Raw genomic sequence first — 24,436 nt, forward strand, 5'->3', positions numbered from 1 at the left:
CACCCCGAGCACCCACCCGATTCCAACGAGAACCCCGCCCCAACTTTGGGAATCACTCTACCCAGAAACTCCCCGACCACGACCCCGGGGACACCCAAGCCTGCACACCCAAGCCTGCACACCCGAGCCCTACACGCCCGAGCCCCGCAAGCCCCAAGTCCAAAGCTCGTCTTTATGCATAATTCTTTACCTTTAAACTCAGCGCATATTAAGGCGAACGACCTACGGTGGATGGCATGGAATTCTTGCAATACATGTTGTTACGGACATGGCAATGGGTGGCCAATAACGGCCTTGCCATCGCATGTCTGGCCATTCTGCTAATTCTTGTTCCCCGTATCCGACGTTTCGTTCTGGCAATTGCGGACGGAAACATCTCCTCTTCAGAGGAGCAGTCCAAGGGACGGCGCGCACTGATTGGCGCTGTGGTTTACATCGTCGAAGTCATTGCATACTTCGTCTTAATCATCGCGATTCTGTCGAAATTCGGAATCTCACTGACCGCCGCCGCTATCCCCGCGACGGTCGTTTCCGCCGCTGTTGGTTTTGGCGCACAGGGAGTCATCGCCGACTTCCTTGGCGGACTGTTCATCATTGCCGAGAAGCAGTACGGCATTGGCGACTGGGTTGAGTTCCACGCCCCTTCGGGGACCGTGCAGGGTGACGTGGTCAATATGACATTGCGCGCCACCACCATCCGAACCCTTAACGGCGAGGAAATCATCGTTCCGAACTCCGAGGCACGTATGTGTATCAACTACTCCTCACAGTGGTCCCGTGCTGTCGTTGAAGTTCCCGTACCGATGACCGCCGGTGGCTCCATTAAGGATTTGGAAGAGCGCACTGTCGCCGCCGCCAAGCGTGCAATCACACTGGACTCCGTCAAGGACGCAGTTCTCTCCGAGATCAAGCTGCAGTCCTCCACGGAACTCAACCCGCCAACGGTTATGGGCCTGCCGTGGACCGTCACTATGCGCTTGATTGTCGACTGCAAACCGGGCGACCAATGGCTCATCGAGCGCGCCATCCGCGCCGCAGTCATCGACACTTGGTGGGATGACTACGGCGAGCGCGCCCAACAGACTCCGTTTGCCCCCGCCGAAGAAATCACCGGCCACGTCCGTGATGACACGATGATCGAACAGCTTAGACAGGCCGATGCTAAGCAAGAGAAAAAACAACAGCTTGACGACGGCGACAGTGCTCCAACCGAAATTGTCGAAGCGGTAGCGAACACTACTGTCCAGCCGGATACCGCAGAAACCAAGCTGATGGAAACTCAGACCGTCGACAAGCAAGTCGGGAACGAGCGATCCGACCTGCCACATGCAGGTGCCAACCTCGATGATGCCCGACGCGAGCAGGAAGACAGCGGAAGCAACAATGTCATCCGCAAACTGGCTAGCCACCCTGACTGGAAGACACTCACGACGCGCCAGAAGGTTCGTCGAATCCTCTCCGCAGGTGGACGCGCTCGCGTTTCGACGATTGTGCTCTTGGTAGCCTTACTGATCCTCTTCATTTTGAACCTGATGACAGTCGAAACTGAGGACGGCCCATCTGGATGGTTGGCACCGAGCAGGTGGAGCGATCGGGTAACGACACAGGAAGAGGACCCGGAAGAGTCGTCAGCTCCGCAGTCATCGAACCAGCCGACTAGCACTACACAGAGTGTGCAGCCCACCGAGACTTCGCAGCAGACTCAGACGCCACAGAATCAGCCGTCCGAGACTTCACAGCAGCCTCAGAGCACGCAGAACCGCGCACCTTCGACCGCCACCTCCACCGAGCCGGACTCTGACCAGAGCAACACCGACAACGAGAGCTCTGGCGGATCACAGTCGACAGACTCCACTAACAACGCGGAACCGAACTCCGCTGATACGCAATAACGCGCAACCGCCCACCGTGCATTGGCGAATCCGAACTACCCGCTACAATCAAAGGCCATGACTGACTCGACTCCACAGCCAAAAATTGCGACGCAGCGATTTCGCCCACAGAAGACGCATCTGTTCATCGTTGCGTTCATGCTCGTGCTGTGTGTAATTGCCACCGGTTTTGCCCCGTGGCTGGCCGTTACCTTCCTGGCACCGTTGATTTATACGCTTTGGATTTTCCGAGTACGCACCACTGTGGGACCACGCGGTATCACCGCGGTGTACCTATTGGCCAAGCGCCGCTCGGTGCCCTGGAGCGAATTTGCGGGCATCTTCTTCAACAAGGGCGGTCGCGCCTTTGCAGTGACCAAGTCCGATGAGCGCATCGCCCTGCCGGCCATCTCTTTTAATTCGCTACCGGAGTTGAAGGAAGCCACCGGCGGTCTGATTCCAGATCCGATTGCTTCGGCTCGCATGGCGGAAAATGACAAGGTCGAGGTTTTCGACCGCGATGGCTACTCGGTAATGAAGAAGGTCAGTGAGGTTGAGGCCGATGCCAAGGCTAAAAGCGCTAAAGCCAAAGGTGCCAAGCCTAAAAGTGACACCACTGCCGAGTAACATATAAGCAGTCCACAAAGCCCCTAAATCTCATTATGCGGACACTAGTGACCACGAAATGAGACATTAGGGGCTTTTTGTGATTAATATGGATAATTAATTACCTTGCACCCTATCTAGGAAGGGCAGCCCCCATGATTCCCCTTCGCTCTAAAGTCACCACTGCCGGCCGTAATGCTGCAGGTGCGCGTTCCCTATGGCGCGCAACTGGCATGACCGATAGCGACTTCGGCAAGCCGATTATCGCAATTGCAAACTCTTACACTCAGTTCGTTCCGGGGCACGTGCACCTGAAGGACGTTGGCGACATCGTCGCAGAAGCTGTGACCGCAGCAGGCGGTGTCCCCCGTGAGTTCAACACCATTGCTGTCGATGACGGAATTGCGATGGGGCACGACGGCATGCTCTACTCGCTGCCGTCCCGTGAGATTATTGCTGACTCTGTGGAGTACATGGTCAACGCTCACACCGCTGACGCATTGGTCTGTATTTCCAACTGTGACAAGATCACGCCGGGCATGCTCAATGCGGCTCTGCGTCTGAATATCCCGGTGGTCTTCGTTTCCGGCGGGCCGATGGAATCGGGATCTTCGGTTGTTATCGATGGCGTCGTCAAGCCCGGCTCTGACCTCATCTCGGCTATTTCTGCATCCGCGAACGACAAGGTCGATGACAAGAATCTGCTCGACATCGAGCGCTCGGCGTGCCCGACCTGCGGATCGTGCTCGGGTATGTTCACCGCAAACTCGATGAACTGCCTGACCGAGGCCCTCGGCCTGTCCCTGCCGGGCAACGGTTCTACCTTGGCGACTCAGCAGGCCCGTCGCGATTTGTTCACCCGCGCCGGTGAACTGATTGTGGACTTGGCGAAGAGCTACTACCACGATGGTGACGAGTCCGTGCTGCCGCGCAACATCGCCAACCGCGATGCCTTTGTCAACGCAATGACGCTCGACGTTGCCATGGGCGGTTCCACCAACACCGTGCTGCACATTCTCGCTGCCGCACAGGAGGGCGAGATCGACTTCAATCTCTCTGACATCGACGCCATTTCCCGCCGCGTGCCTTGTCTGTCCAAGGTGGCACCGAACTCGGACTACTACATGGAGGACGTCCACCGCGCCGGCGGTATTCCAGCCATCCTCGGCGAACTGCGCCGCGCGGGCCTGCTGCAAATGAATGTCCGCTCCGTTCACTCCCCATCTCTGGAGGAACACCTGGACAACTGGGATATCCGCGGCGGCAAGGCCACTGACGAGGCGATTGAGCTGTTCCACGCAGCCCCTGGCGGTGTCCGCACCACCGAGCCGTTCTCCACGTCCAACCGCTGGGAGAGCCTAGATACGGACTCCGTAAATGGTTGCATTCGCGACTTCGACCACGCCTACACGAAGGAAGGCGGTCTGTGTGTCCTGCGCGGCAACATCGCCGAAGACGGTGCTGTCCTGAAGACCGCGGGTATCGGCGAGGATCAGTTCCACTTCGAAGGCACCGCTCGTGTCGTAGAGAGCCAGGAAGAGGCTGTCTCGGTCATCTTGAACCGCACCTTGCAGCCGGGCGAAGTTCTCTTTGTCATCTACGAGGGTCCTTCCGGTGGCCCGGGCATGCAGGAGATGCTGCACCCGACCGCATTCATCAAGGGCGCTGGCCTGGGTAAGGTCTGTGCACTGGTCACCGATGGTCGCTTCTCCGGCGGTTCCTCCGGACTGTCTATCGGCCACGTTTCCCCGGAGGCCGCTGCCGGCGGTGCAATCGGTCTCGTCCGCAACGGCGACCCGGTGTACATCGATGTCGCTGAACGACGCCTCGAAATTCAGGTGTCCGACGAGGAGCTGGCCGCTCGCCGCGATGAGGAGCTCAAGCGCGACAAGCCGTTTACTCCGCACAAGCCGCGTCCGCGCAAGGTGTCCAAGGCGCTGCGCGCATACGCCAAGATGGCGTCCAGTGCGGATAAGGGCGCGGTCCGCATTGTCGACTAGCTAGATCAAACCCGCTTAAAGGCCTGTGCTTACCGCACGGGCCTTTGGCGTTTCTAGGGTAGCTTTGCGCCCAGTCTTCCGCGTGGGCTTCACCAAATCCCGGCACTCGACGTCGGCAATCCCCTCAGCGACGTCCTCGGTGTGTGCATTTTTGCCACCCTCGGTAATGGCCGCCATTACATATCCGGGGCCAAAAACAACGGAAGAGTGCCACGAACGCCGGTTGGACCAGCCCATCTTCGCGCCTTCAGAACCGGGCAGGCCGGCAAGACCAAAATTCTGTCGATAGCCATCGGCAGCAATCGGCGACCAGTGTCGCATCGCCTCAAGCACCTCAGAATTAGGATGCTTCAGACGGAGCTGGGAAATAAAAGACACCACATCTTCCGCGGTGGTCCTCGATACTCCCCACTTTTCTCCGCCGGAGGTGTTGAACAGGCCGTACTCGGTCGCAACGGAATCGACCGATTCCGGGTACTTCCGGTAGAAGTCGGCTGCCAAATCGTCGTCGGAACGCGAAATCATCTTTTCGACGCGCTCGGCATCGTCGGCAGTGCCGTGTTCGAGCACATACTGACCGATATACAACTTAATCAGGGATAGCGCCGGCAGCGGGCGTTGCGATGCCTGGCTGCTGTACCCCACGCCCACCGGTTCGTAGCTCACCGCCATTTGCGTGCGTGGGTCAACCTCAATCAACCCTTCGGCGTTGAGGTCCATGCGTGGCAGACTCACCTGATGTGTCGGCCAGACGCTTGCCGACGAGACGGAGGCTGCAACCTCACTGTGCTCGTCGGCAGCAGCTGTCGACGGTGAGTGGATCGACGTTGTCGCGCCTATCGAAGACATGAAAAAGACCACCGCGAGGGTGGTCTTTAGTGCGTGTCTCGACTTTGGCATAGGGGGCATTGTACCCCGCCCCTAACCGAGAACCTAGTTTAGGCCGCTCGACTGTTTGTGTAGCTGCGAACTGCCTTAGCCAACAAACGGCAGCGTGCTGGTCGTCAGCCACCACAGGCCAATTGCTGCAGCGATGGACAGAATTCCGAAGATCCAAGACGATGCCAGTGGGCGACGAGCCCAGCCGCGTCCGAAGTCGATACCGATGCGGCCCGGACCGGTGAACTGCAAGCCAAGTGCCATGGCGGTCATCAACAGTTGTAGCTGAAGGTTGCTGGAATCCTGGCCGACGATATTCACGCCATTGGCAGAGGTAGCCACATCAAACATGCTGAGGTAGGCGGACAATGCCAGCGCCAATGCTGCGGCCAGCGGTGTCGCAAGCCCTAAGATGAGCAGGGCACCCGCGATGAGCTGAACCGTTGGGATGGCAGTGGCCATCACAGGGCCGAGGGCGAAGTTGTTCTGGCTAAACTGTGTCTCCAGCGCAGTGGTGCCACCGGAGTTACCCCAGCCGAGCAGCGTTGTCAGGCCATGGACCAACAACAGCGCACCCAATCCAAGACGCAGCAGCAGAAGGCCGAAATCGGTGGTGCCGCGACGGTGCTCCGGTTCGTTGTCGTCGTAAAAGTCCGTGTCTTCATCGTCGTCAGCAGCGGCGGTAGTCGTAGCAGCAGTTGCCCCGGCGGCCCCTACGCCTGCTCCTGCAACACCAGCGGCACCAGCGGTATCGCGAGAGGCAGCCGGTTCAGCGAAATCCGATTCATCGAAATACTGAGTCTCAGCTGCGGAATTGCGTGCAGAGCCATAGGTTGACTCCGCCTCATCGTCGAATGCTGACTGTGCTTCCGACTTATTTGCGGCAGTTCCCGCTGCGGACGCTGCTGCTGCTTCAGAAGCCGAGAAGGCTTGCGTCGGCTGACTGAAATCCTCATCTGAATCAACGCGCTCGCTACGGGCCGGCTGCTCAAAGATTTCGGTCGCCTCCGACTCCGGGGCTACCTCCGACTCTTTATCGGCCGCGGGTGCCAATTCAGTTTCGGCCTGTTCATCCCGCGGCGAAGGCTTACCGGCAGGGCTAATCACCTGAGGTGCCGTGCGGCCTGCAGCGGCGTAGGCGTCGTAGCGCTTCTTCGGGGCTTCCTGAACTTCAGGCTCCGGCTCGGGGCTCGGCTCAGTCACTGTTTCTGTTTCAGACTCGGTTTCCACCTCGGCTTCAGCACCGCTATCGGTCTCGGCTTCCGGCGGCAGGTTTTCTTGGTCTACCTCCGCCTCCGACTCCTCCTCTACGCGCTTTTCCGGCACACCCGGAAAAATCTGCGTTGCGGTGTTGTCGCTGTCGTCACGGTTTGTTTCTTCGTTCATTGGCTCAGCGAGCTTGCGGTAGGTCGGGACGTCGAGATCGTCATCGAATCCGTCCTCCACATTCTCGAGGGCGCGGTCGTTCGGGTACTTCTCTGAGTCGCTCACATCGTCCACATTAAAACTACTGCCTCACTTTTGGTCGCAGGCGTGGCCGGGAAACGAGGCTGTATTGTGTATGCCTATGGGATTCCACCTCGTCCACACCAGCAGTGCACAGGCTCGCGCTCGCGGGCGGCGTCGTCGTGCTGCGCTCGCCGCTGGTGTCGTCGGGATGGTCTCTCTTTCCGGCTGCATGAGTGCCTCGAGCGCGCTTGAGTCACCGTTTACTGAAGACAAGTCGGAACCGACAGGCATTGCCATGCCGAAGTTTTCCTCCCCTGATTTGCCCTCTACCCCGGTCCCAACCACGGAAAGCAAAGCCAAAGACAAAGGTCCCTGCGACCTCGACGATGTCACTCTCGCGGCCTGCCTACCGCTTACCACCGCGCTAGCCTCAACCGGCCCTGGGGAGGCTCTCGTCGCCACCGACGACGGTGCACTCACCGTTGTCGCACCGGGTAAGACACCGCGTGAGGTCGCACGGCTCGGCGCCCCTGCAAAACAACTGCTGCCCAGTCCCTCGGTTGAAGAGGACCGTCAGGTCTTTGTTTTGCGTAACGACGACACCATTGCGCGCGTCACCCTCGTGGAGGGCAGCACCGCTGATGTGCGCGAACTTCCGGACCTCAGCGAGCCCGGCATTCTCGGAATCTATTTTGACCGAACTTCGGACACCCTGTCCCCGCGCAAATTGCTCGTGGGAGATCCAGGCATTGAGTTTCAGCAGTTCTGCCATGGTCCGGACGGAATGCCGCCGTTGGCAACCGCCATTCTCGACGGCACCCCACAGCTGGTTCAGCTCACCGGCCCTGTGATTAATCCCCTCGGCGGTGTGGACCTGAACGATTCCATCGGTGGATGCGCAGTGATGGGTGACCGCGTGGTCATTGCCATCCCAGACGCGCAGAAGGTCATCTCCATGCCGGTGGGTCCGAAGTCAAGTGGGCCCGACGCGGCGTGGGAGGTCAAGGGTTCCCCTGAAGTGCTTGTCGACGGCGACTTCGGCCACATCTCGTATGTAGCGGCTGTCGCAGCAAATCAGGGTATTGAAGTTTGGGGTGCCACGACCAACAAAACCGCCGGGGCACAACCGTCGGAGTCCGACGAGCGCGTCGTCAGACTGCCGAGCGATGGTGCCGCCGGCGGTTCCCCGGATTAGCTTTCAGGGAGGCTAGCTCAGCTTCTTCGCAATCAGCTGGTTGACCTGAGCCGGGTCTGCCTTGCCGCGGGTGGCCTTCATGACCTGCCCCACGATGGCACCGACGACCTTCTTGTTGCCAGCTCGGTACTTCTCGACGATGTCCGGGTTAGCAGCCAGTGCATCGTCGACGGCCTTCTCAATAGCACCGTCGTCGCGAACGACCTCCAGGCCACGGGCAGCAACGACCTCATCAACATCGCCCTCGCCTGCGAGCACGCCGTCAACGGCCTTACGGGCCAGCTTGTTGGTCAGCTTGCCCTCTTCAATCAGTGCAATCACACGTGCAACCTGTGCCGGGGTAATCGCGAGCTCAGCCAGCTCCACGCCTGCCTCGTTGGCCTTCTGCGCCAGGTAAGCGACCCACCAGGAACGAGCCTCAGCCGGGCCGGCACCAGCCTCAACGGTGTCGACAATCAGGTCGAGAGCGCCGGCGTTAACCAGGTCGCGCATTTCCTCGTCCTTCAGACCCCACTCTTCCTGAATACGGGCACGACGCACCCACGGCAGCTCCGGCAGAGTTGCGCGGATTTCCTCCACCCACTCACGCGGCGCAATCACAGGTGGCAGATCCGGGTCGTTGAAGTAGCGGTAATCCGACTGCGATTCCTTCGGGCGGCCCTTGGAGGTCGTGCCGTCGGTCTCCTGGTAGTGGCGGGTTTCCTGAACGATCTCCTCGCCATTAGTAATCGCAGCAGCCTGGCGCTGCATCTCGTAGCGAACAGCCTGTTCAACCGACTTCAGGGAGTTGATGTTCTTAGTCTCGGTACGAGTGCCGAACTCCTCCTGGCCGATTGGGCGCAGGGAAACGTTGGAGTCCACACGCATCGAGCCCTGGTCCATGCGGGCATCGGAGACACCGAGGGACTTCACCAGGTCACGCAGCGCAGAAACGTACGCACGAGCAACCTCTGGGGCACGCTCCCCTGCACCGAGAATTGGCTTAGTAACGATCTCAATCAGCGGAATACCTGCGCGGTTGCAGTCCACCAGCGAACGCGTGGCGCCGTGAATACGACCATCGGCACCGCCCAAGTGCGTCAGCTTGCCGGTGTCTTCTTCCATGTGAGCGCGCTCGATTTCGACACGGAACTCCGTGCCGTCGTCAAGCTGAACGTCAAGATATCCGTCGTAGGCGATTGGTTCGTCGTACTGCGAAATCTGGTAGTTCTTCGGCTGGTCCGGGTAGAAGTAGTTCTTGCGCGCGAAGCGGGAGGACTCAGCAATCTCGCAGTTCAGCGCCAGGCCAATCTTGATGGCCCACTCAACGCCCTGACGGTTAACCACAGGCAGCGCGCCAGGTAGGCCGAGGCTGCAGGGATCGACGTTGCTATTCGGCTCGGCACCAAAGTGCGCCGAGGAGGAGGAGAACATCTTGGTATTCGTCGAGAGCTCGACGTGAACCTCCATGCCCATTACCGGGTCAAAACGTTCGAGGACCTCATCAAAGTCCATCAAGTCATCAGCGTATGCAGCGGTCATGTTTGTAGAGTCTACTAGCGATGGCCCCGCAGGCGTGCCCTAGGGTATAAGTCGTGCCCGGAGTTAACGAACACCCACCGATTCCACCGACGTCAGCACGCGATACGCCAACGTTCCGCGACGCCGCTGACCGCCACCGCGCAGGCGCTACTTTCGACAACGACCTGCAGGAAAGCGCCGACGGAGCCACGGGCTACCACCGCGTGCGCCCCGGATATCCTCCAACCGTCATCGAAGCGCTTACCCGTCTCGCACCGCACCCACAGGTAGTCGCCGATATCGGCGCCGGCACTGGGAAGCTCACCGCCTCGCTTGCCGACGTCTACCGCGATGCCACCCTGCTGGCACTCGATCCCTCCACCGCGATGCGGCAAGCACTGATGCACAATGTGCCAGCGGCGGAATGCCTGGAAGGCACTGCGGAGCGCACGGGACTGGAGTCCAACAGCGTCGATGTAGCAACATGTGCGCAGACATGGCACTGGGTGGACCCGACAGCTGCAAGTAAAGAACTCACTCGGGTGCTACGCGCGGATAGCGTGGCTATGTTGGTGTGGAACACCTTGGATGTTTCCGTACCGTGGGTGCATCGGCTCAGCCGCATAATGCACGCCGGCGACGTGTTGCGTCCCGGCTTCTACCCCGAGGTTGGCCCGGAGCTGGAGCTAGTCGATGAGGTGCGTCTGGCCTGGGAGCAGACACTGACCATCGAGGACATCGTGCTGCTGGCACGAACCCGTTCCTATTGGCTTCGTTCCAAGCCCGCCACTCGCGCCAAGGTGGAGGCGAACTTGCATTGGTATCTCCACGAACACTTGGGGCACACATACGAAGAAGGCATCGCCCTTCCCTACCGGTGCGATGCCTTCTATTTTCGAGCTGCCTAAATTTTCGAGCTGCCTAGTCGCGCTAGTTACTTTTCTTTCTTCGGCTTAGGGTGAGCCACGCGCTTGAATGCATTCTTAGTCTGTCCGGCAAGCTTCTTCGGCGCAGTGGCTGTGGCCTCGCCTGGGAAGGAGTCCCTCGCGGTCTCGCGAGGATTGTCATCATCGGAGGCTTCCTCGATTTCGGAAAGTTTCTCCAGGCGCTCATTATCCTTTTCTACGATGCGCTCGGCGTCATCCTCGGTGAATTCAACATTATCGTCGCTGACCAGTTCCTCGACGATGTCGTCGCGGACGCTCTCCTGAAGATCGACGTTGGAAATGTTGGAGTTGGCCAAAGCGCGGTCGAGCTTCTTCTGATCGGCGGTGGTGAACTTCTTGTTCGGGTGCATCTTCCGGCGTGCGAGCTTACGGATACGGCCGCGACGCTTCGACTCCTCCATCAGCTTGTTACGTCCAGCCAGGTACGCACCACACAGAATCACGATAAGAGCGATACCGACGTAGCCAAGGGCCGGGTAGATGGAGCCAACCAGGGCCTTGAACCCAAAGAAACTTAGGCCAAAACCAATCAGCACCGTCACGATGAATACCAGGCGGAAACGCTGCGGGGTATTGCGTGTTAGGCGGCGGCCCAGCGCGTAGAACATGCCAATGGCCGTGTTGAAAATCATGGCGTAGATGATGATTGCCATCACGGTACCCAGGACCGGGTGGATGTCATTGACGATTGCCAGGGTCGGCATATCTTCGTGGCCAACATCCTTGACCTTGAAGAAGAGGGCAAAGGTCACCAGCGTCAGCAGACCTGCATAGATGCTCCCGCCCATGAGACCACCGATGCCAGCTTCACGCGGGTTCAGGTAGCTACCGCCGATGACAATCGACATCGATACGGCCACCATCACACAGAAACCGACATAGTTCAGGGCAGAAATAGACCAGTGTGGCAGCGATGTCGACAGTTCATTGGTGTACTGCGCGGCCTCCGACATCGACGTGTCGGTGGTGAACAAAGTGTAGATACCGGCTCCAAGCAGGAACACGATAATGAATGGAGTGATCATGCCAATCACGCGGCTGACCTTGTCGGCATCCAGCATGCCTACACCCAAAGTCAGGGCAACCATGATGACGGCGCCAATCCACACCTCAAGTCCGAACTGCTGGTTCAAGTTCGCACCGGCACCGGCGAACATGACGAAGCCGGTACAGAACAGCGTGATCATCACGGCGATATCCAAAATCTTCGAAACCCAACTGCGGGTGATTACGTCGAAGACCTCGGAGTGCTCATCAGCCTGCAAGTAGCTGGCAATTGACAGCACTGCCAGGCCACTGGCAATCATCACGACGGAGGCAAGTACCACGCCCCACAAGCCGTTAGTGCCAAATGCCACGAAGTACTGCATCATTTCCTGGCCGGATGCGAATCCGGCACCGACAGTTAGGCCGACAAAGGCCATCGCGATTGTTGTGGCTCTTTTCCACATAACGAGAAAATCCTAAATATAAGTCTATTTTTCAAAAACCGGAACCTTACAAAGCATACTGCCCGAGCTGGTGATTGATACACCAGCTCGGGCAGTATGCCTATTTTGTTACGAAGATGTGCCTAAATGTTTAGCAACGCGTGCTTAACCGACGCGTTTAACCAAACAGCGCAGCAGCTGCGCGGTAACGGCCATCCGGCACAACCTTCAACTCAGCAACCGCATCGTCGATGTCGATACGCTCGATGTTCTCACCGTGCAGAGCGACGATCTTGCCGAAGTCCCCCTCGTGTACTGCTCGGGTGGCGTGGACACCGTAGCGGGTAGCAAGCACGCGGTCGTACGCAGTCGGCGTACCGCCACGCTGAATGTGACCCAGCACCGTGGTGCGAACGTCGTACCCGGTGCGCTTCTTAATCTCCGCACCAATAACCTGACCAATGCCGTTGAAGGTTTGGTGGCCGAACTGGTCGACACCGCCCTCTTCGTACTCCATGGTGCCCGGCTTCGGGGTGGCGCCCTCAGCGACGACGATAATGCCGTACTTCTCACCCATCTGGAAACGGCGCTCCATCGACTTCACAATCTCGTTGATGTCGAATGGCTTTTCCGGAATGACAATGTGGTGAGCACCGCCGGCCATACCCGCATGCAAAGCGATCCAGCCCACGTGTCGACCCATGACCTCAACAATCATGACGCGCTGGTGGGATTCCGCAGTGGTGTGCAGACGGTCAACCGCGTCGGTGGCAACAGCCACAGCCGTGTCGAAACCGAAGGTGTAGTCCGTACCGTTGACGTCATTATCAATAGTCTTCGGAACACCGACGACCGGCACCCCATTGTCCGAAAGCCACTTGCCGGCCTTCAGCGTACCTTCGCCACCGATTGGGATCAGGGCATCGATGCCCGCATCAGAGAGATTTTCCTTGATGCGGTCGAGGTTAGACATGAGAATGTCCGGATGCACGCGGCCGGTGCCCAGCATCGTGCCGCCACGCAGCAGCATACGGTCAATCCGCTCATCGTCGTAAAGCTGGACCCTACGGTCTTCCATAAGACCAATCCAACCGTCCTCAAAACCGACGACGGTTGAGCCGTACTCGCTCGAGCTGGTACGGACAATTGCACGGATAACGGCATTCAGACCGGGACAATCTCCACCGGAGGTAAGGGTCGCAATTCGCATGATGCCCACCTTAGTCGCGTTAGTCAGTTCGTGCTTGACGGCCTTGGTCGAAACTACTTCTGCAGGTACTCCTGCCCTGGTAGCTCAGACGGTAGCTCCATCTTCGTCGTCACCTCCGACGCCGGCACAAGACCATATTCCTCGAGCGCCTTGCGCACGTACTCTGCGGCATCGACGTTCAGCGGAGACTCCGTCCACAATGCAATCGGCAGGTTAATAAAGCGGTTCTCCTTGACCGCCTCGAGATCCTTCGTTGCCGGATTCGTGCGCAAAACCTTGATTTTCTCTTCGAAGGTCTGACCTGGGTAGTCCACAAGCGCGATGAAGTCAGGATTCATCTCCGCGACATGCTCCCAGGAGGTCGTAGTCCAAGTGTCCTTAATCGACTCGGTCGCATTGATTGCACCGGCCTTTTCCAGGATGCCCTGCGGTGCGCCAAAGGAACCCGAGGTAATTGGTGCTTCACCGACAGAATCAAAGAGGAAGCCCACTGGCTTCTTATCTCCCTTTGGCGCGGCATCCAGGGCTTGCAGTCGGTTATCAATATCTGCAATAACCTTGTCGCCCTCACCGTCGTGTCCGGTCAAGGTAGCGATATTCTTCAAATCAATTTTGACAGCTTCCCACGGATCCACCAGACCACGAGTATGCCCCGGGTCGCCACTGCCTTCCTTGCCCGCCGAGGCTGCGTCACCAGTACGGCAAGATTCCGTCAGGGTGTAGGCACCGATACCGTGCTCGGAAAGCGATTCCGGGGTAATGCCCTTGTCTTCACTAAAGCCATAGCCCCAGCCCGCCAGCATCACATCCGGTTCGGCCGCAATGACCTGCTCCAGATTCGGGTATTCCTTCGCAACTTCTGGCTTCTGCGCAATTGCATCGCCATAAGCTGCGGTCAACACCGGCAGATGCGAGGCCATAGAGCTCACCGCTGTGATCTCATCCGCAGCACCGACAGCCAGCGCCAGCGAAGCAATATTGCCGTCATTAATCAGCAGCTTTTTAGCTACACCCGGGTAGCTGACTTCTTCACCGCAGTTGGTGAGGGTAAGGCCTGACGACGAGGCCTGCGTTCCCTCATCAGAGCCACAGGCGGCGGCTCCGAATGCCAGAGCAGCCACAGCGATACCAGCTGCTGAGGCACGAAGGGGACGTCGGAAAGCATGTGCGTTATTCAAGGGAGTACTCCTAGTTGATGGTGGCAGCATCCAGCTCGCTATCGATTGCGAGGTGGCGGCGGCCAGCGGGGGAATTGAGCTGACAGGATTCAACCTGAAAGATTTGGGCGACAAAGTCGCGGGTAAGCACTTCTGCGGGAATGCCGTCGGCCGCGATACCGCCGTCCGCGACCACGATGACGCGGTCGAAGTGGTTCATCACCAGGTCCAAGTCGTGGATCGCGGCAATGACACACGCTCCGCTGGAGCGGGCCAGACGGAGGACGGATTGTTGATGGCGCACGTCGAGGTGGTTAGTGGGCTCGTCGAGAAGCATGATTGGCGAGTCCTGGGCGATGGCACGCGCCAGACACACGCGACGACGTTGCCCACCCGAGAGTTGCCCACACAGGCGTTGCGCAACCGCTTCCAACCCCACGAGCTCCAGCGCACGGTCGACGTGGGAATTGTCCTCGGCGGTGTTGCCACCAAAAAGGCGCTGGTAGGGCAAGCGCCCCAGGGAGACAAAGTCGCGCACGCGCATTTCGGCGGGTGGAACCTCGTTTTGCGCGACGAAAGCCAGATCGCGGGCGCGGTGCTTCGAGCTGATTGAGCTCATCGATTTGCCGTTAATCTCGACCTCGCCCGTGGCCGGTTTCGTGATTCCACCGAGCGCACGCAGCAACGTGGATTTACCCGCGCCGTTAACACCAATGATGGCGGTCATGGGTTCTGCACCGAAGTTGAGGTTGACTCCGCTGACAATGGTGCGCCCAGCGATATCACAGCGCATATCTTTAGCGGCGAGTACAGATTTTGGTAGAGCGCTCATTTACTCAGCACCTCCGTAGCTGTAGTGCGAGCGGCTCATGAGGTAGAGGAAAAGTGGTGCGCCAACCAATCCCGTGACTACTCCCAGCGGCATTTCCTGGCTTCCGCCCACTACGCGCGCGATGATGTCCACCCAGATGAGAAACAGTCCACCCATGAGGGCAGCAACCGGTAGGACAACGCGGTGCGTGGCCCCTACCAAGATGCGGGTCAAGTGTGGAATCACCAGGCCGACAAACCCGATGCCGCCAGAGACCGCAACGAGCGTGCCAACGAGGACAGCCTGGAGCACAAATACCTGTGTGCGTAGCCGAGAAACATCAATACCTACGGCCGCTGCGGTGCTCTCACCAGTTGCCAGCGCATCCAGATGACGGGCTTTGACCAGGAAAAACAACAGTACTGCGATGAGGACAATGAGCGGGAAGAGCGTCTTCAGCCATGTCGCACCGGCAACAGAGCCCAGCATCCAAAACATCACGGACTGCGCGGCCCTCGGGTCTGGCCCAGCGAAGACCATGAAGCTACTCAGCGCGGAAAACGCAGCGGAGAGCACAACGCCGGAGAGCACCAAACGCAGCGGAGTCAGCCCACCGCCTGCAGTGGCGAAAGCACCGACCGCGAGGGTGGCCATTACTGCACCGAGGAGTGCACCGAATGTCAGCGGCGCGATGGGGCTACCGGAGAAAGCACCAAAGATAATCACCGCGGTCGCACCGGCACCGGCGCCGGCGGAAATACCTAGCAGATATGGGTCTGCCAACGGGTTACGGACCAATGTCTGCATAGCCACACCGGAGACAGCTAGCCCCGCCCCTACAATCGCTGCGAGAATACCCCGGGGAGCGCGGAGATTCCAGACGATGGTGTCCGAACTGGCGGGCACAGATTCATCGAGCTCAATGCCGAAGATGTGATGCGAAATGACCTGTGTCGTGGTGGACCAGGTGATATCCGCCGAGCCGAAGACCACCGCAGCGACCAGACTGACGGCAATGGCTATGACAATGACCAGCCCATAGATCCAAGGCATAAACCGCGGTGGGTTTTTAAATCTAACTCTCTCCATGTTTGCGTTCCTGCGTATGTATGAAACTCTCCCCGACACGACAACAACCGCCGCTCTCCCACTTCAGTGAGAAAACGACGGTTGCAGAAAACCGACTAAGGCTTATTGAGCGTCTTTATGCAATCGAGCCGCGAACCTTTTCGTAGGCAGCGCCGACCTTGTACAGACGATCGTCACCGTGGCGCGGAGCCATAATCTGCAGGCCTACCGGCAGGCCGGTGTCTTCAGCCAGGCCCGACGGCACGGACATGCCACACATGCCGGCCAGGTTGAGCGGCAGAGTACACAGGTCGAACATGTACATGCTCAGCGGGTCGTCAACCTTCTCGCCCAACTTAAACGCAGTGGTCGGAGTGGTCGGCGAGATCAGGACATCTACCTGTTCGAAGGCCCGCTCGAAGTCCTGCTGAATCAGGGTACGGACGCGCTGTGCCTGGATGTAGTAGGCATCGTAGTAACCGACCGATAGCGCGTAGGTACCAATGATGATGCGTCGCTTAACCTCATCGCCGAAACCAGCGGCACGGGTCATAGCCATGACCTCATCGGCCGAGTGCGAACCGTCATCACCAACACGCTGGCCGTAACGCATGCCGTCGAAACGAGCCAGGTTGGAGCTGACCTCACACGGCAGAATCAGGTAGTACGCGCTCAGTGCGTGGTCGAAGTTCGGGCAATCGACCTCGACCACCTCTGCGCCAGCTTCCTTAAGCTTGTCGACGGCCTCGTGGAAGCTGTCCAGTACGCCGGCCTGGTAACCCTCGGTGCGGTCGAACTGCTTGACGATGCCGACCTTAACCCCCGTGAGGTCACCGGTAGCACCTTCCTTGGCAGCAGCAACCACATCGGCAATCGGCTGCTCCGTGGAAGTCGAGTCATTCTCGTCGTGACCAGCAATGATTTCGTGCAGCAGCGCGGTGTCCAGAACGGTTCGCGCGGTCGGCCCACCCTGATCCAACGAGGAGGCGCAAGCGACCAGGCCGTAGCGGGATACCGTGCCATAGGTCGGCTTCACGCCGACCGTTGCGGTCAGAGCTGCTGGCTGACGAATCGAGCCACCGGTGTCAGTACCGATAGCCAGCGGAGCCATACCGGAGGCCAGCGCCGCGGAAGAGCCACCACCGGAACCGCCTGCGGTGCGCTCAACATCCCACGGGTTGTGAGTCGGGCCGTAAGCGGAGTTTTCAGTCGACGAGCCCATGGCGAACTCATCCATGTTGGTCTTACCCAGAATTGGGATGCCAGCTGCACGCAGCTTGGCAGTAACCGTTGCGTCGTAAGGGCTCATGTAGCCCTCGAGCATCTTGGAAGCGCAGGTGGTCGGCGCATCGGTGGTAGTGAAGACATCCTTCAGCGCCAGCGGAACACCGGCCAGCGCGGAGGCCGGCTCCTCGCCAGCATCCAGCGACTCATCGACCTTGCGAGCTGCAGCCAGGGCCTCTTCGGCACCGACGTGCAGGAATGCGTGAATGTCCTCATCAATTGCCGCGATACGGTCGAGGAACGCCTGGGTGACCTCTACCGAGGTCAGCTCACGAGCGTGAATCTTCTGTGCGAGCTCAAAAGCGCTCAGCCCCAGAATCGGGTCCTCAGCAACAGCGGCATGCAGGTTCGGGTTAGCTGCAATCATTTCTTCCACGTACTCCTACTCGCCGAGAATCTGGGGAACTTCGAAGCGCTGGCGGTCCTGCGACGGCGCCTGGTCCAGCGCCTGCTCCGCAGTCAGCGTCGGCTTGACGACGTCCTCGCGCATCACACCGGACAGCGAAGAGGGGTGACTCATCGGTTCCACATCATCCGCAGCCACCTTTTGAACGGCCTGGACGTGGTTAATAATGCCGTCGATCTGACCGGCGAACTCGTCGAGTTCCGCGTCAGTCAGAGCCAGACGGGACAATCGCGCTAGGTGTGCGACCTCATCGCGTGAGATAGCTGGCACGCTAGTACCCCTTTCATTTCTTCGTACGAAGCTAGTGCACAGAAGTTTAGTTGAAACTGATTTTGAACCGCGCGAGCGGGCTGTACTTGCCAACAGTAGTCGTTGTCGCCAAGCAGTTGTCCGCAGGGTCTTACATTTCAAAGGTTTACCCTGTAGCCTAAATCACTACTTCTATAGTTACACCGCAAGAATCACTCTCAATTATTCGAAAGGTTGTACACACAGCCATGAGTTACCTCCTTCGCATCCAGCTTCCCGACGAACCAGGCGCACTTGGCTACGTCGCGGCTGCCCTGGGCGAAGTAGAGGGTGATATTCGCAGTGTCGATGTCGTAGATTACGGCGCTAATGGCGTTGTTGTCGACGACATCGTGGTTGACCTGCCCATGGGCCTGCTCCCAGACACACTGATTACGGCGGCTCAGTCCATTAGCGGAGTGGAAGTCGATTCAATTAGGCCTTTTTCCGGCTCGGTCGACCGCCGCGGACAGATTGCGCTGCTGGCCAAGTTCTCACAGCACACGAAGAATTTGGATCGTGCCCTCGGAGATGTCGTCGACGGCCTGCCTCAGACTATGACTGCCGGCTGGGCTATCGTCCTCGGCGAACAGAGCGATGGCCGGTGGGTACGTCGCGCTTCCTCTACCGCTGCTCCAGAGGATAACGGCCGGACTCTGCCGGAAGCCCCGATTGACTCGCCACGAAACCTGGATCCGGACGAAGAAACGTGGCTTCCGGAGGACTGGACGGTTATGGACTCCTCCATTGCCGCTACCCCAATGGGCAAGGGCCTCGTTCTCGTTATTGGCCGGCCCGGCGGGCCAGACTTCCTGCCAAGTGAGGTTGAGCACTTGGGACGTATTGGCACGATTGTCGGTGCGATTATCGACTAGCAGCGGCTAGTGGGCTGCTCCCTTCTGTGGGCTGCTCCCTTCTGCTCGAAGCTCTTACCCTATGGATCCTCCCCTATGGAGCGCAGTGATTCACGCTTAGCGGTAAAGTCTGGAAATGATACCAGTCAATAAGGAGCTTCTTTGATGTCGAACTTGAGTGACCTCGTCGGATCCCACGTGCGTGCCGAATCCGGCCGTGTCCCCCAGTCGTCCACTGAGATGGAATTCTGGTCCGGTCTGTCACGGGTTGTTGTCGATGACCTAGCGGACAACTGGCAGCGCACCACGGAGGCATACGCTGCTACCCGCCAGCAGCACTACTTCTCCGCCGAGTTCCTCATGGGTCGCGCCCTGCTGAACAACCTGCTCAATGCAGGCCTCGTGGATGAGGCCTCCGCTGCGGTGGAAAAGTACGGCAAGAATCTGACAGACGTGCTCGAGGCCGAACACGACGCCGCTCTCGGTAACGGTGGCCTGGGGCGTCTGGCCGCCTGCTTCCTGGATTCCTGTGCCACGCAGAATCTGCCGGTGACCGGTTATGGCATCCTCTACCGCTACGGTCTGTTCAAGCAGAGCTTTGAAAACGGCTTCCAGGATGAGCACCCGGATCCGTGGATGGAAGAGGGCTACCCCTTCGTTATTCGTCGCGAGGAACTGTCCAAGATTGTCACCTTTGATGACCTGGTCGTGCGCGCTGTTCCATATGACATGCCAATTACCGGCTATGGCACCGATAACGTCGGCACGCTGCGCCTGTGGCACTCGGAGCCAATGCGTGAGTTCGACTATGACGCCTTCAACTCACAGCGTTTCACCGACGCCATTGTCGAACGGGAGCGCGTCCATGACCTGTGCCGCGTGCTCTACCCGAATGACTCGACCTATGACGGCAAGGTCCTGCGCGTTCGCCAGCAGTACTTCTTCGTCTCGGCTTCGCTGCAGACGATGATTGATTCTTACATCGAGAATCACGGCGAGGACCTGCGCGATTTCCACAAGTACAACTCCATTCAGCTCAATGACACCCACCCGGTGCTCGCGATCCCAGAGCTGATGCGTCTGCTCCTGGATGAGCACGATATGAGCTGGGACGACGCCTGGAACGTCGTGTCCAACACCTTCGCCTACACCAACCACACCGTTCTGGCAGAAGCGTTGGAGACCTGGGAATACTCCATTTTTGACCGTCTCTTCGGCCGCGTTCTGGAGATCACCCGTGAGATCGACCGCCGCTTCCGCGAAGACCTCGCGGAGCGCGGCTTCGACCAGGGCAAGATTGACTACATGGCGCCGATTTCCCACGGGCGTATCCACATGGCATGGATTGCCTGCTACGCCGCGTACTCCATCAACGGTGTTGCCGCTCTGCACACGGAAATCATTAAGCGCGAAACGTTGAAGGACTGGCACGATATCTGGCCGGAGCGCTTCAACAACAAGACCAACGGAGTCACCCCGCGCCGCTGGCTCAACCAGTGCAACCCGCGCCTGTCGGCACTGCTGACTCGCCTGTCGGGTTCGGACGCCTGGGTCACCGACCTGGACAAGCTCGCTGAGCTCGAAAAGTTTGCTGACGACGAGGCCGTGTTGCGTGAGATTCTCGACATCAAGCACGAGAACAAGAAGGACTTCGCCACCTGGCTGGAACACCGCCAGGGTATTTCGGTGAACCCGGACGCCATCTTCGATACCCAGATTAAGCGTCTGCACGAGTACAAGCGCCAGCTTCTCAACGCGCTCTACATCCTCGATCTCTACTACCGCATCAAGGAAGACCCAGCGCTGGACGTGCCACCGCGCGTGTTCATCTTCGGTGCCAAGGCCGCCCCAGGCTACGTTCGCGCGAAGGCCATCATTAAGTTCATCAACGCTATCGCGGACAAGGTCAATAACGATCCGGACATGGACGGTCGCCTGCAGGTCGCTTTCGTTGAGAATTACAACGTCACCCCGGCAGAGCACATCATCCCGGCCACCGACGTCTCCGAGCAGATTTCCACTGCCGGTAAGGAGGCTTCGGGTACCTCGAACATGAAGTTCATGATGAACGGCGCACTGACGCTGGGCACCATGGACGGCGCAAACGTCGAAATCGTCGACGCCGCCGGCGAAGAGAACGCCTACATCTTCGGTGCGCTGGAAGAGGAGCTGCCGGAGCTGCGTCGCACCTACAGCCCGCGTGGCACTTACGAAACGGTGCCGGGTCTCAAGCGCGCGGTCGATTCGCTTGTCGACGGCACTTTTGCTGACGGTGGCAGCGGAATGTTCCACGACCTGCACTTCTCGCTGCTGGAGTCCAACGGGTACGAGCCAGCCGATGTCTACTACGTCCTCGGCGACTTCGCTGACTACCGCGAGACCCGCGACCGCATGGCCGAGGACTACCGCGACGAGCTGGCGTGGGCCAAGAAGTGCTTCCTGAACATCATCCGTTCGGGCCGCTTCTCCTCCGACCGCACTATCCGCGATTACGCCAATGAGGTCTGGAAGCTGGAAGAGACCAAGATTTAGGCCCGGCTGGGTCAAATCCTGGCTGGGCCAAGCCCCAGCTAGGCCTGACCAGTTTCCAGCAACCGCTTGAACCCATCCTCGTCGAGGATGGGCAAGCCCAGTTCCTCGGCCTTTGTGGCCTTGGAACCGGCGTTTTCGCCAACCACCACGTAGTCGGTCTTCTTCGACACCGACCCTGCGGCCTTACCGCCACGGGAGATAATGGCTTCCTTCGCGCTGTCGCGAGTGAAGTCCTCCAAAGAGCCGGTGACTACCACGGTCAATCCCTCTAGCACCTGATCTGGACGATCGGCGACCTCATCGGCCATACGCACACCGGCAGCTTCCCAGCGCTCGACAACCTCGCGGTGCCAGTCCACCTCGAACCAGTCAGCCACGGAATCGCCGATGATCTCGCCAATGCCATCGATGGCCGAAATCTCCTCGCGGCTCGCAGCGCGCAGCGCCTCCATCGAGCCGAACTTCTGTGCCAAGGTCCGCGCCACTGTTGGACCCACATGACGAATGGACAGGCTGACCAATACGCGCCACAGCTCTTTATCCTTAGCTGCCTCGATGTTGGCCAACAGTTTCTTACCATTGGCGTTCAGGGTTTTCCGCGAAGCCGTAGTGTAGACCTCAGTGCCGAGCAAATCTTCCTCGGTGAGGTCGAAGAGGCGGGACTCGTCGGCAAGCACGCCGCGATGAATCAAATCGGCAGCGCCCCTCTCCCCCAGGTTTTCGATATCGAACCCGGAGCGGGAGGCGAGGAATTCAATTCGACGCCGCAGCTGACCTGGACAGTAGCGGGTATTGGGGCAACGCCAATCGGCATCGCTGTCCTTTGCCGGAGCCAAACGAGTACCGCACTCGGGGCAGAGAGTCGGGTAAATGTACTTTCGCTCGCTACCATCTCGGAGATCGGCCACGGGGCCGAGTACCTCTGGAATCACGTCACCGGCCTTGCGGATGGTCACACGGTCCCCGATGAGCACACCCTTTCGGTGCACCTCGGAAGGGTTGTGTAGCGTCGCCATCTCGACAGTTGACCCGGCCACGAAGACCGGCTTCATCACGGCATATGGCGTCGCACGACCAGTTCGGCCGATGGAGACTCGAATGTCCAGCAGGTCCGTGGTGACCTCTTCTGGCGGATACTTGTAGGCAATCGCCCAGCGCGGCGCCCGCGAGGTCGCGCCCAACGCGCGCTGCTCGGAAAGGGAGTCAACCTTGACCACAAGCCCGTCCATCTCGTGGATGGCGTCGTGGCGGTGCTCGCCCCAGTACTGCATCTGCTTAACGACGTCATCCGCGGAATGAACCTGCTTTGTATACGGCGACACGTGGAAACCCCACTCGTCCAAGGCACGATATGCCTCGTGCTGGGACTGTGGACGCCAGCCCTCGATATGACCAATTCCATGGCAAATCATGGACAACCGGCGCTTGGCCACTTCTGCAACATCCTTCTGTCGCAGGGAACCGGCGGCGGCGTTACGGGGGTTGGCAAACGGCTTCTGACCCGCTTCGACGCGATCGGCGTTGATGCGTTCGAACTCTTCCAACGAGATAAAGACTTCACCACGCACCTCGAGCACGTCGGGGATGTTCTCGCCGCTGATTTCATGCGGAATATCTTCGATAGTGCGCGCATTGGCGGTGACGTTCTCCCCCACGCGGCCGTCTCCGCGGGTGGCCGCCCGGACAAGGCGGCCATTCTCATAGACCAGATCGATAGACAGGCCATCGATTTTCAGCTCGGTCAGATACGTGCTGGCCGGGGTGCGGGCCAGCCAGCCGCGCAACTCCTGCTCATCGAAAACATTGTCCAAGCTGTAAAGGCGTTCGAGGTGCTCAACAGGCTCGAACACTTCCCCGTCGGCAGGCGTGTCGACCTGCGCACCGACCTGCTGCGTGGGGCTGTCCGGCACCACCAGATCGGGCCACTGCTCCTCTAACCGCTGCAGTTGACGGAACATCTCGTCGTATTCAGCATCGGAGATAACCGGCTGCGCGGTGTAGTACAGCGCAGCGTTTTCACGAATGCGAGTTGCTAGATCTTGCCACTTCTCCCGGACGTCCGCCGGCGCTGGCTCGGAGGCGGGGGCGCTGGAAAACGAAGACAAATCGGAGGTTGACAGGTCGGAGTTCTCATCGGTCGAGGAAGTCACGTCGCTCATTCTATGTCATTGTCCGGATGCGCCGGAGGACACGGAAATTCTCTTGACCTTGTTCCTGCCCCTCAGCGAATCCGCACTCTCCGCTACAGTTGAGACATGCATAATTTCGATCCGCGACGCATGCTCGCGTTTGATCTGGAGACTACCGGCACGGATCCTCGCACCTGCAAGATTGTCACTTCCGCACTGGTCCGACTGACTGAGCAGGGCAAAGATTCCACCATCATGCTCGCTAATCCCGGTGTCGAAATTCCGCAAGCTGCGTCTGATGTGCATGGCATCACCACTGAAAAAGCTCGCGCGGAGGGACGCCCGCACGATGAAGTGCTAGCGGATACCATTGCCGGCCTTCGAGCTGCCTGGCGCGATGGTCTGACCGTAGTGGCCTATAACGCGGCCTATGATCTGACGGTACTGCGCTCGCAGGATCCCAGTTTTACCGTTGACGGCCTCGTCGTCGACCCCTTTGTGCTGGATAATTACTTCGACCCGGAACGTCGCGAAAAACGCACATTGACTGATGTCTCCCGCCATTATCAGGTGCGCCTGGACGGGGCACATGATGCCACCGAAGATGCTCTGGCGGCTGCGCGCATCGCATGGGTGATGGCGCGCCACTACCGGGAGCTAACCGAAAAATCGGGAGAAGAGCTGATGGAGCTGCAGGCCGTCGCGTACTACCAGTACAAGAAGAACCTGCAGCAGTACCTGACCGAAAAGGGTAAGGATACGTCGGACTTCACCTTTGGGTGGCCGATGGACTGAGCAGCGACCCCCTCACCCTCCCCGG

19 protein-coding genes are annotated in these 24,436 nt (G+C 59.1%); 8 read left to right on the forward strand and 11 right to left on the reverse strand.

Annotated elements, in window-relative coordinates; genetic code table 11:
• Nucleotides 1–236: 236 nt before the first annotated feature.
• The 3 genes from HMPREF3053_RS04615 to ilvD all read left to right on the forward strand — a co-directional run bounded on the left by HMPREF3053_RS04615 (nt 237) and on the right by ilvD (nt 4,477).
• Nucleotides 237–1,892, forward strand: coding sequence for a mechanosensitive ion channel family protein (locus HMPREF3053_RS04615; protein ID WP_070546847.1), 1,656 nt, complete (start codon nt 237–239; stop codon nt 1,890–1,892).
• A gap of 57 nt (nt 1,893–1,949) precedes the next feature.
• Entirely contained in the window at nt 1,950–2,498 is a 549-nt protein-coding gene (locus tag HMPREF3053_RS04620; protein ID WP_070437865.1) for a PH domain-containing protein, read from the forward strand.
• Between the two features lie 134 nt (nt 2,499–2,632).
• Complete coding sequence (gene ilvD, locus HMPREF3053_RS04625; RefSeq protein ID WP_070546729.1) at nt 2,633–4,477, forward strand: dihydroxy-acid dehydratase; 1,845 nt, start codon at nt 2,633–2,635, stop codon at nt 4,475–4,477.
• A gap of 15 nt (nt 4,478–4,492) precedes the next feature.
• Here ilvD and HMPREF3053_RS04630 read toward each other — a convergent pair whose 3' ends face one another.
• Together HMPREF3053_RS04630 and HMPREF3053_RS04635 are read right to left on the reverse strand one after the other, a co-directional pair.
• A complete protein-coding gene (locus tag HMPREF3053_RS04630; RefSeq protein ID WP_239271932.1) occupies nt 4,493–5,377 on the reverse strand; it encodes a hypothetical protein in 885 nt (294 codons plus the stop codon).
• Nucleotides 5,378–5,452: 75 nt separating this feature from the next.
• Nucleotides 5,453–6,847 (reverse strand): DoxX family membrane protein, encoded by a 1,395-nt coding sequence (locus tag HMPREF3053_RS04635; protein WP_239271930.1) that lies wholly within the window; start codon nt 6,845–6,847, stop codon nt 5,453–5,455.
• A 76-nt stretch (nt 6,848–6,923) separates the two neighbouring features.
• Here HMPREF3053_RS04635 and HMPREF3053_RS04640 point away from each other — a divergent pair, with 76 nt between their 5' ends.
• Nucleotides 6,924–8,000 (forward strand): glucose dehydrogenase, encoded by a 1,077-nt coding sequence (locus tag HMPREF3053_RS04640; protein ID WP_224783716.1) that lies wholly within the window; start codon nt 6,924–6,926, stop codon nt 7,998–8,000.
• A gap of 12 nt (nt 8,001–8,012) precedes the next feature.
• On the opposite strand, the gene gatB is transcribed toward HMPREF3053_RS04640, so the two are convergent.
• A complete protein-coding gene (gene gatB / locus HMPREF3053_RS04645; RefSeq protein WP_016422487.1) occupies nt 8,013–9,521 on the reverse strand; it encodes an Asp-tRNA(Asn)/Glu-tRNA(Gln) amidotransferase subunit GatB in 1,509 nt (502 codons plus the stop codon).
• Nucleotides 9,522–9,574: 53 nt separating this feature from the next.
• Between gatB and HMPREF3053_RS04650 the strand changes: the two genes are divergently transcribed.
• Complete coding sequence (locus HMPREF3053_RS04650; protein ID WP_049194081.1) at nt 9,575–10,408, forward strand: class I SAM-dependent methyltransferase; 834 nt, start codon at nt 9,575–9,577, stop codon at nt 10,406–10,408.
• A gap of 26 nt (nt 10,409–10,434) precedes the next feature.
• On the opposite strand, the gene HMPREF3053_RS04655 is transcribed toward HMPREF3053_RS04650, so the two are convergent.
• The 7 genes from HMPREF3053_RS04655 to gatC all read right to left on the reverse strand — a co-directional run bounded on the left by HMPREF3053_RS04655 (nt 10,435) and on the right by gatC (nt 18,083).
• The gene (locus HMPREF3053_RS04655; RefSeq protein WP_049172094.1) at nt 10,435–11,898 is read right to left on the reverse strand and encodes a membrane protein; all 1,464 of its coding nucleotides are present in this window, start codon (nt 11,896–11,898) and stop codon (nt 10,435–10,437) included.
• A gap of 157 nt (nt 11,899–12,055) precedes the next feature.
• Nucleotides 12,056–13,087 (reverse strand): ATP-dependent 6-phosphofructokinase, encoded by a 1,032-nt coding sequence (locus HMPREF3053_RS04660; protein ID WP_038628534.1) that lies wholly within the window; start codon nt 13,085–13,087, stop codon nt 12,056–12,058.
• Between the two features lie 53 nt (nt 13,088–13,140).
• Complete coding sequence (locus HMPREF3053_RS04665; protein ID WP_049172092.1) at nt 13,141–14,265, reverse strand: ABC transporter substrate-binding protein; 1,125 nt, start codon at nt 14,263–14,265, stop codon at nt 13,141–13,143.
• A gap of 10 nt (nt 14,266–14,275) precedes the next feature.
• Nucleotides 14,276–15,076: an ABC transporter ATP-binding protein gene (locus HMPREF3053_RS04670; protein ID WP_049172090.1), complete on the reverse strand. Its 801-nt coding sequence runs from the start codon at nt 15,074–15,076 to the stop codon at nt 14,276–14,278.
• Entirely contained in the window at nt 15,077–16,144 is a 1,068-nt protein-coding gene (locus HMPREF3053_RS04675) for a FecCD family ABC transporter permease (RefSeq protein ID WP_370449368.1), read from the reverse strand. It lies immediately after the preceding gene.
• A 115-nt stretch (nt 16,145–16,259) separates the two neighbouring features.
• Nucleotides 16,260–17,774: an Asp-tRNA(Asn)/Glu-tRNA(Gln) amidotransferase subunit GatA gene (gene gatA / locus HMPREF3053_RS04680; protein WP_049172086.1), complete on the reverse strand. Its 1,515-nt coding sequence runs from the start codon at nt 17,772–17,774 to the stop codon at nt 16,260–16,262.
• A 15-nt stretch (nt 17,775–17,789) separates the two neighbouring features.
• Nucleotides 17,790–18,083, reverse strand: a complete 294-nt coding sequence (gene gatC / locus HMPREF3053_RS04685; protein WP_005509328.1) for an Asp-tRNA(Asn)/Glu-tRNA(Gln) amidotransferase subunit GatC — start codon at nt 18,081–18,083, stop codon at nt 17,790–17,792.
• A gap of 227 nt (nt 18,084–18,310) precedes the next feature.
• Between gatC and HMPREF3053_RS04690 the strand changes: the two genes are divergently transcribed.
• Together HMPREF3053_RS04690 and HMPREF3053_RS04695 are read left to right on the forward strand one after the other, a co-directional pair.
• Nucleotides 18,311–18,976: an ACT domain-containing protein gene (locus HMPREF3053_RS04690; protein WP_048735304.1), complete on the forward strand. Its 666-nt coding sequence runs from the start codon at nt 18,311–18,313 to the stop codon at nt 18,974–18,976.
• A gap of 144 nt (nt 18,977–19,120) precedes the next feature.
• Entirely contained in the window at nt 19,121–21,487 is a 2,367-nt protein-coding gene (locus HMPREF3053_RS04695) for a glycogen/starch/alpha-glucan phosphorylase (protein ID WP_049172083.1), read from the forward strand.
• A gap of 38 nt (nt 21,488–21,525) precedes the next feature.
• Here HMPREF3053_RS04695 and ligA read toward each other — a convergent pair whose 3' ends face one another.
• Nucleotides 21,526–23,646, reverse strand: coding sequence for an NAD-dependent DNA ligase LigA (gene ligA, locus HMPREF3053_RS04700; protein WP_141744765.1), 2,121 nt, complete (start codon nt 23,644–23,646; stop codon nt 21,526–21,528).
• Between the two features lie 96 nt (nt 23,647–23,742).
• On the opposite strand from ligA, the gene HMPREF3053_RS04705 reads away from it, so the two are divergent.
• Nucleotides 23,743–24,411, forward strand: coding sequence for a 3'-5' exonuclease (locus tag HMPREF3053_RS04705; protein WP_048735295.1), 669 nt, complete (start codon nt 23,743–23,745; stop codon nt 24,409–24,411).
• Nucleotides 24,412–24,436: the final 25 nt, after the last annotated feature.

It is taken from the genome of Corynebacterium sp. HMSC064E07 (genome assembly GCF_001815745.1).
Classification (GTDB): domain Bacteria; phylum Actinomycetota; class Actinomycetes; order Mycobacteriales; family Mycobacteriaceae; genus Corynebacterium; species Corynebacterium jeikeium_D.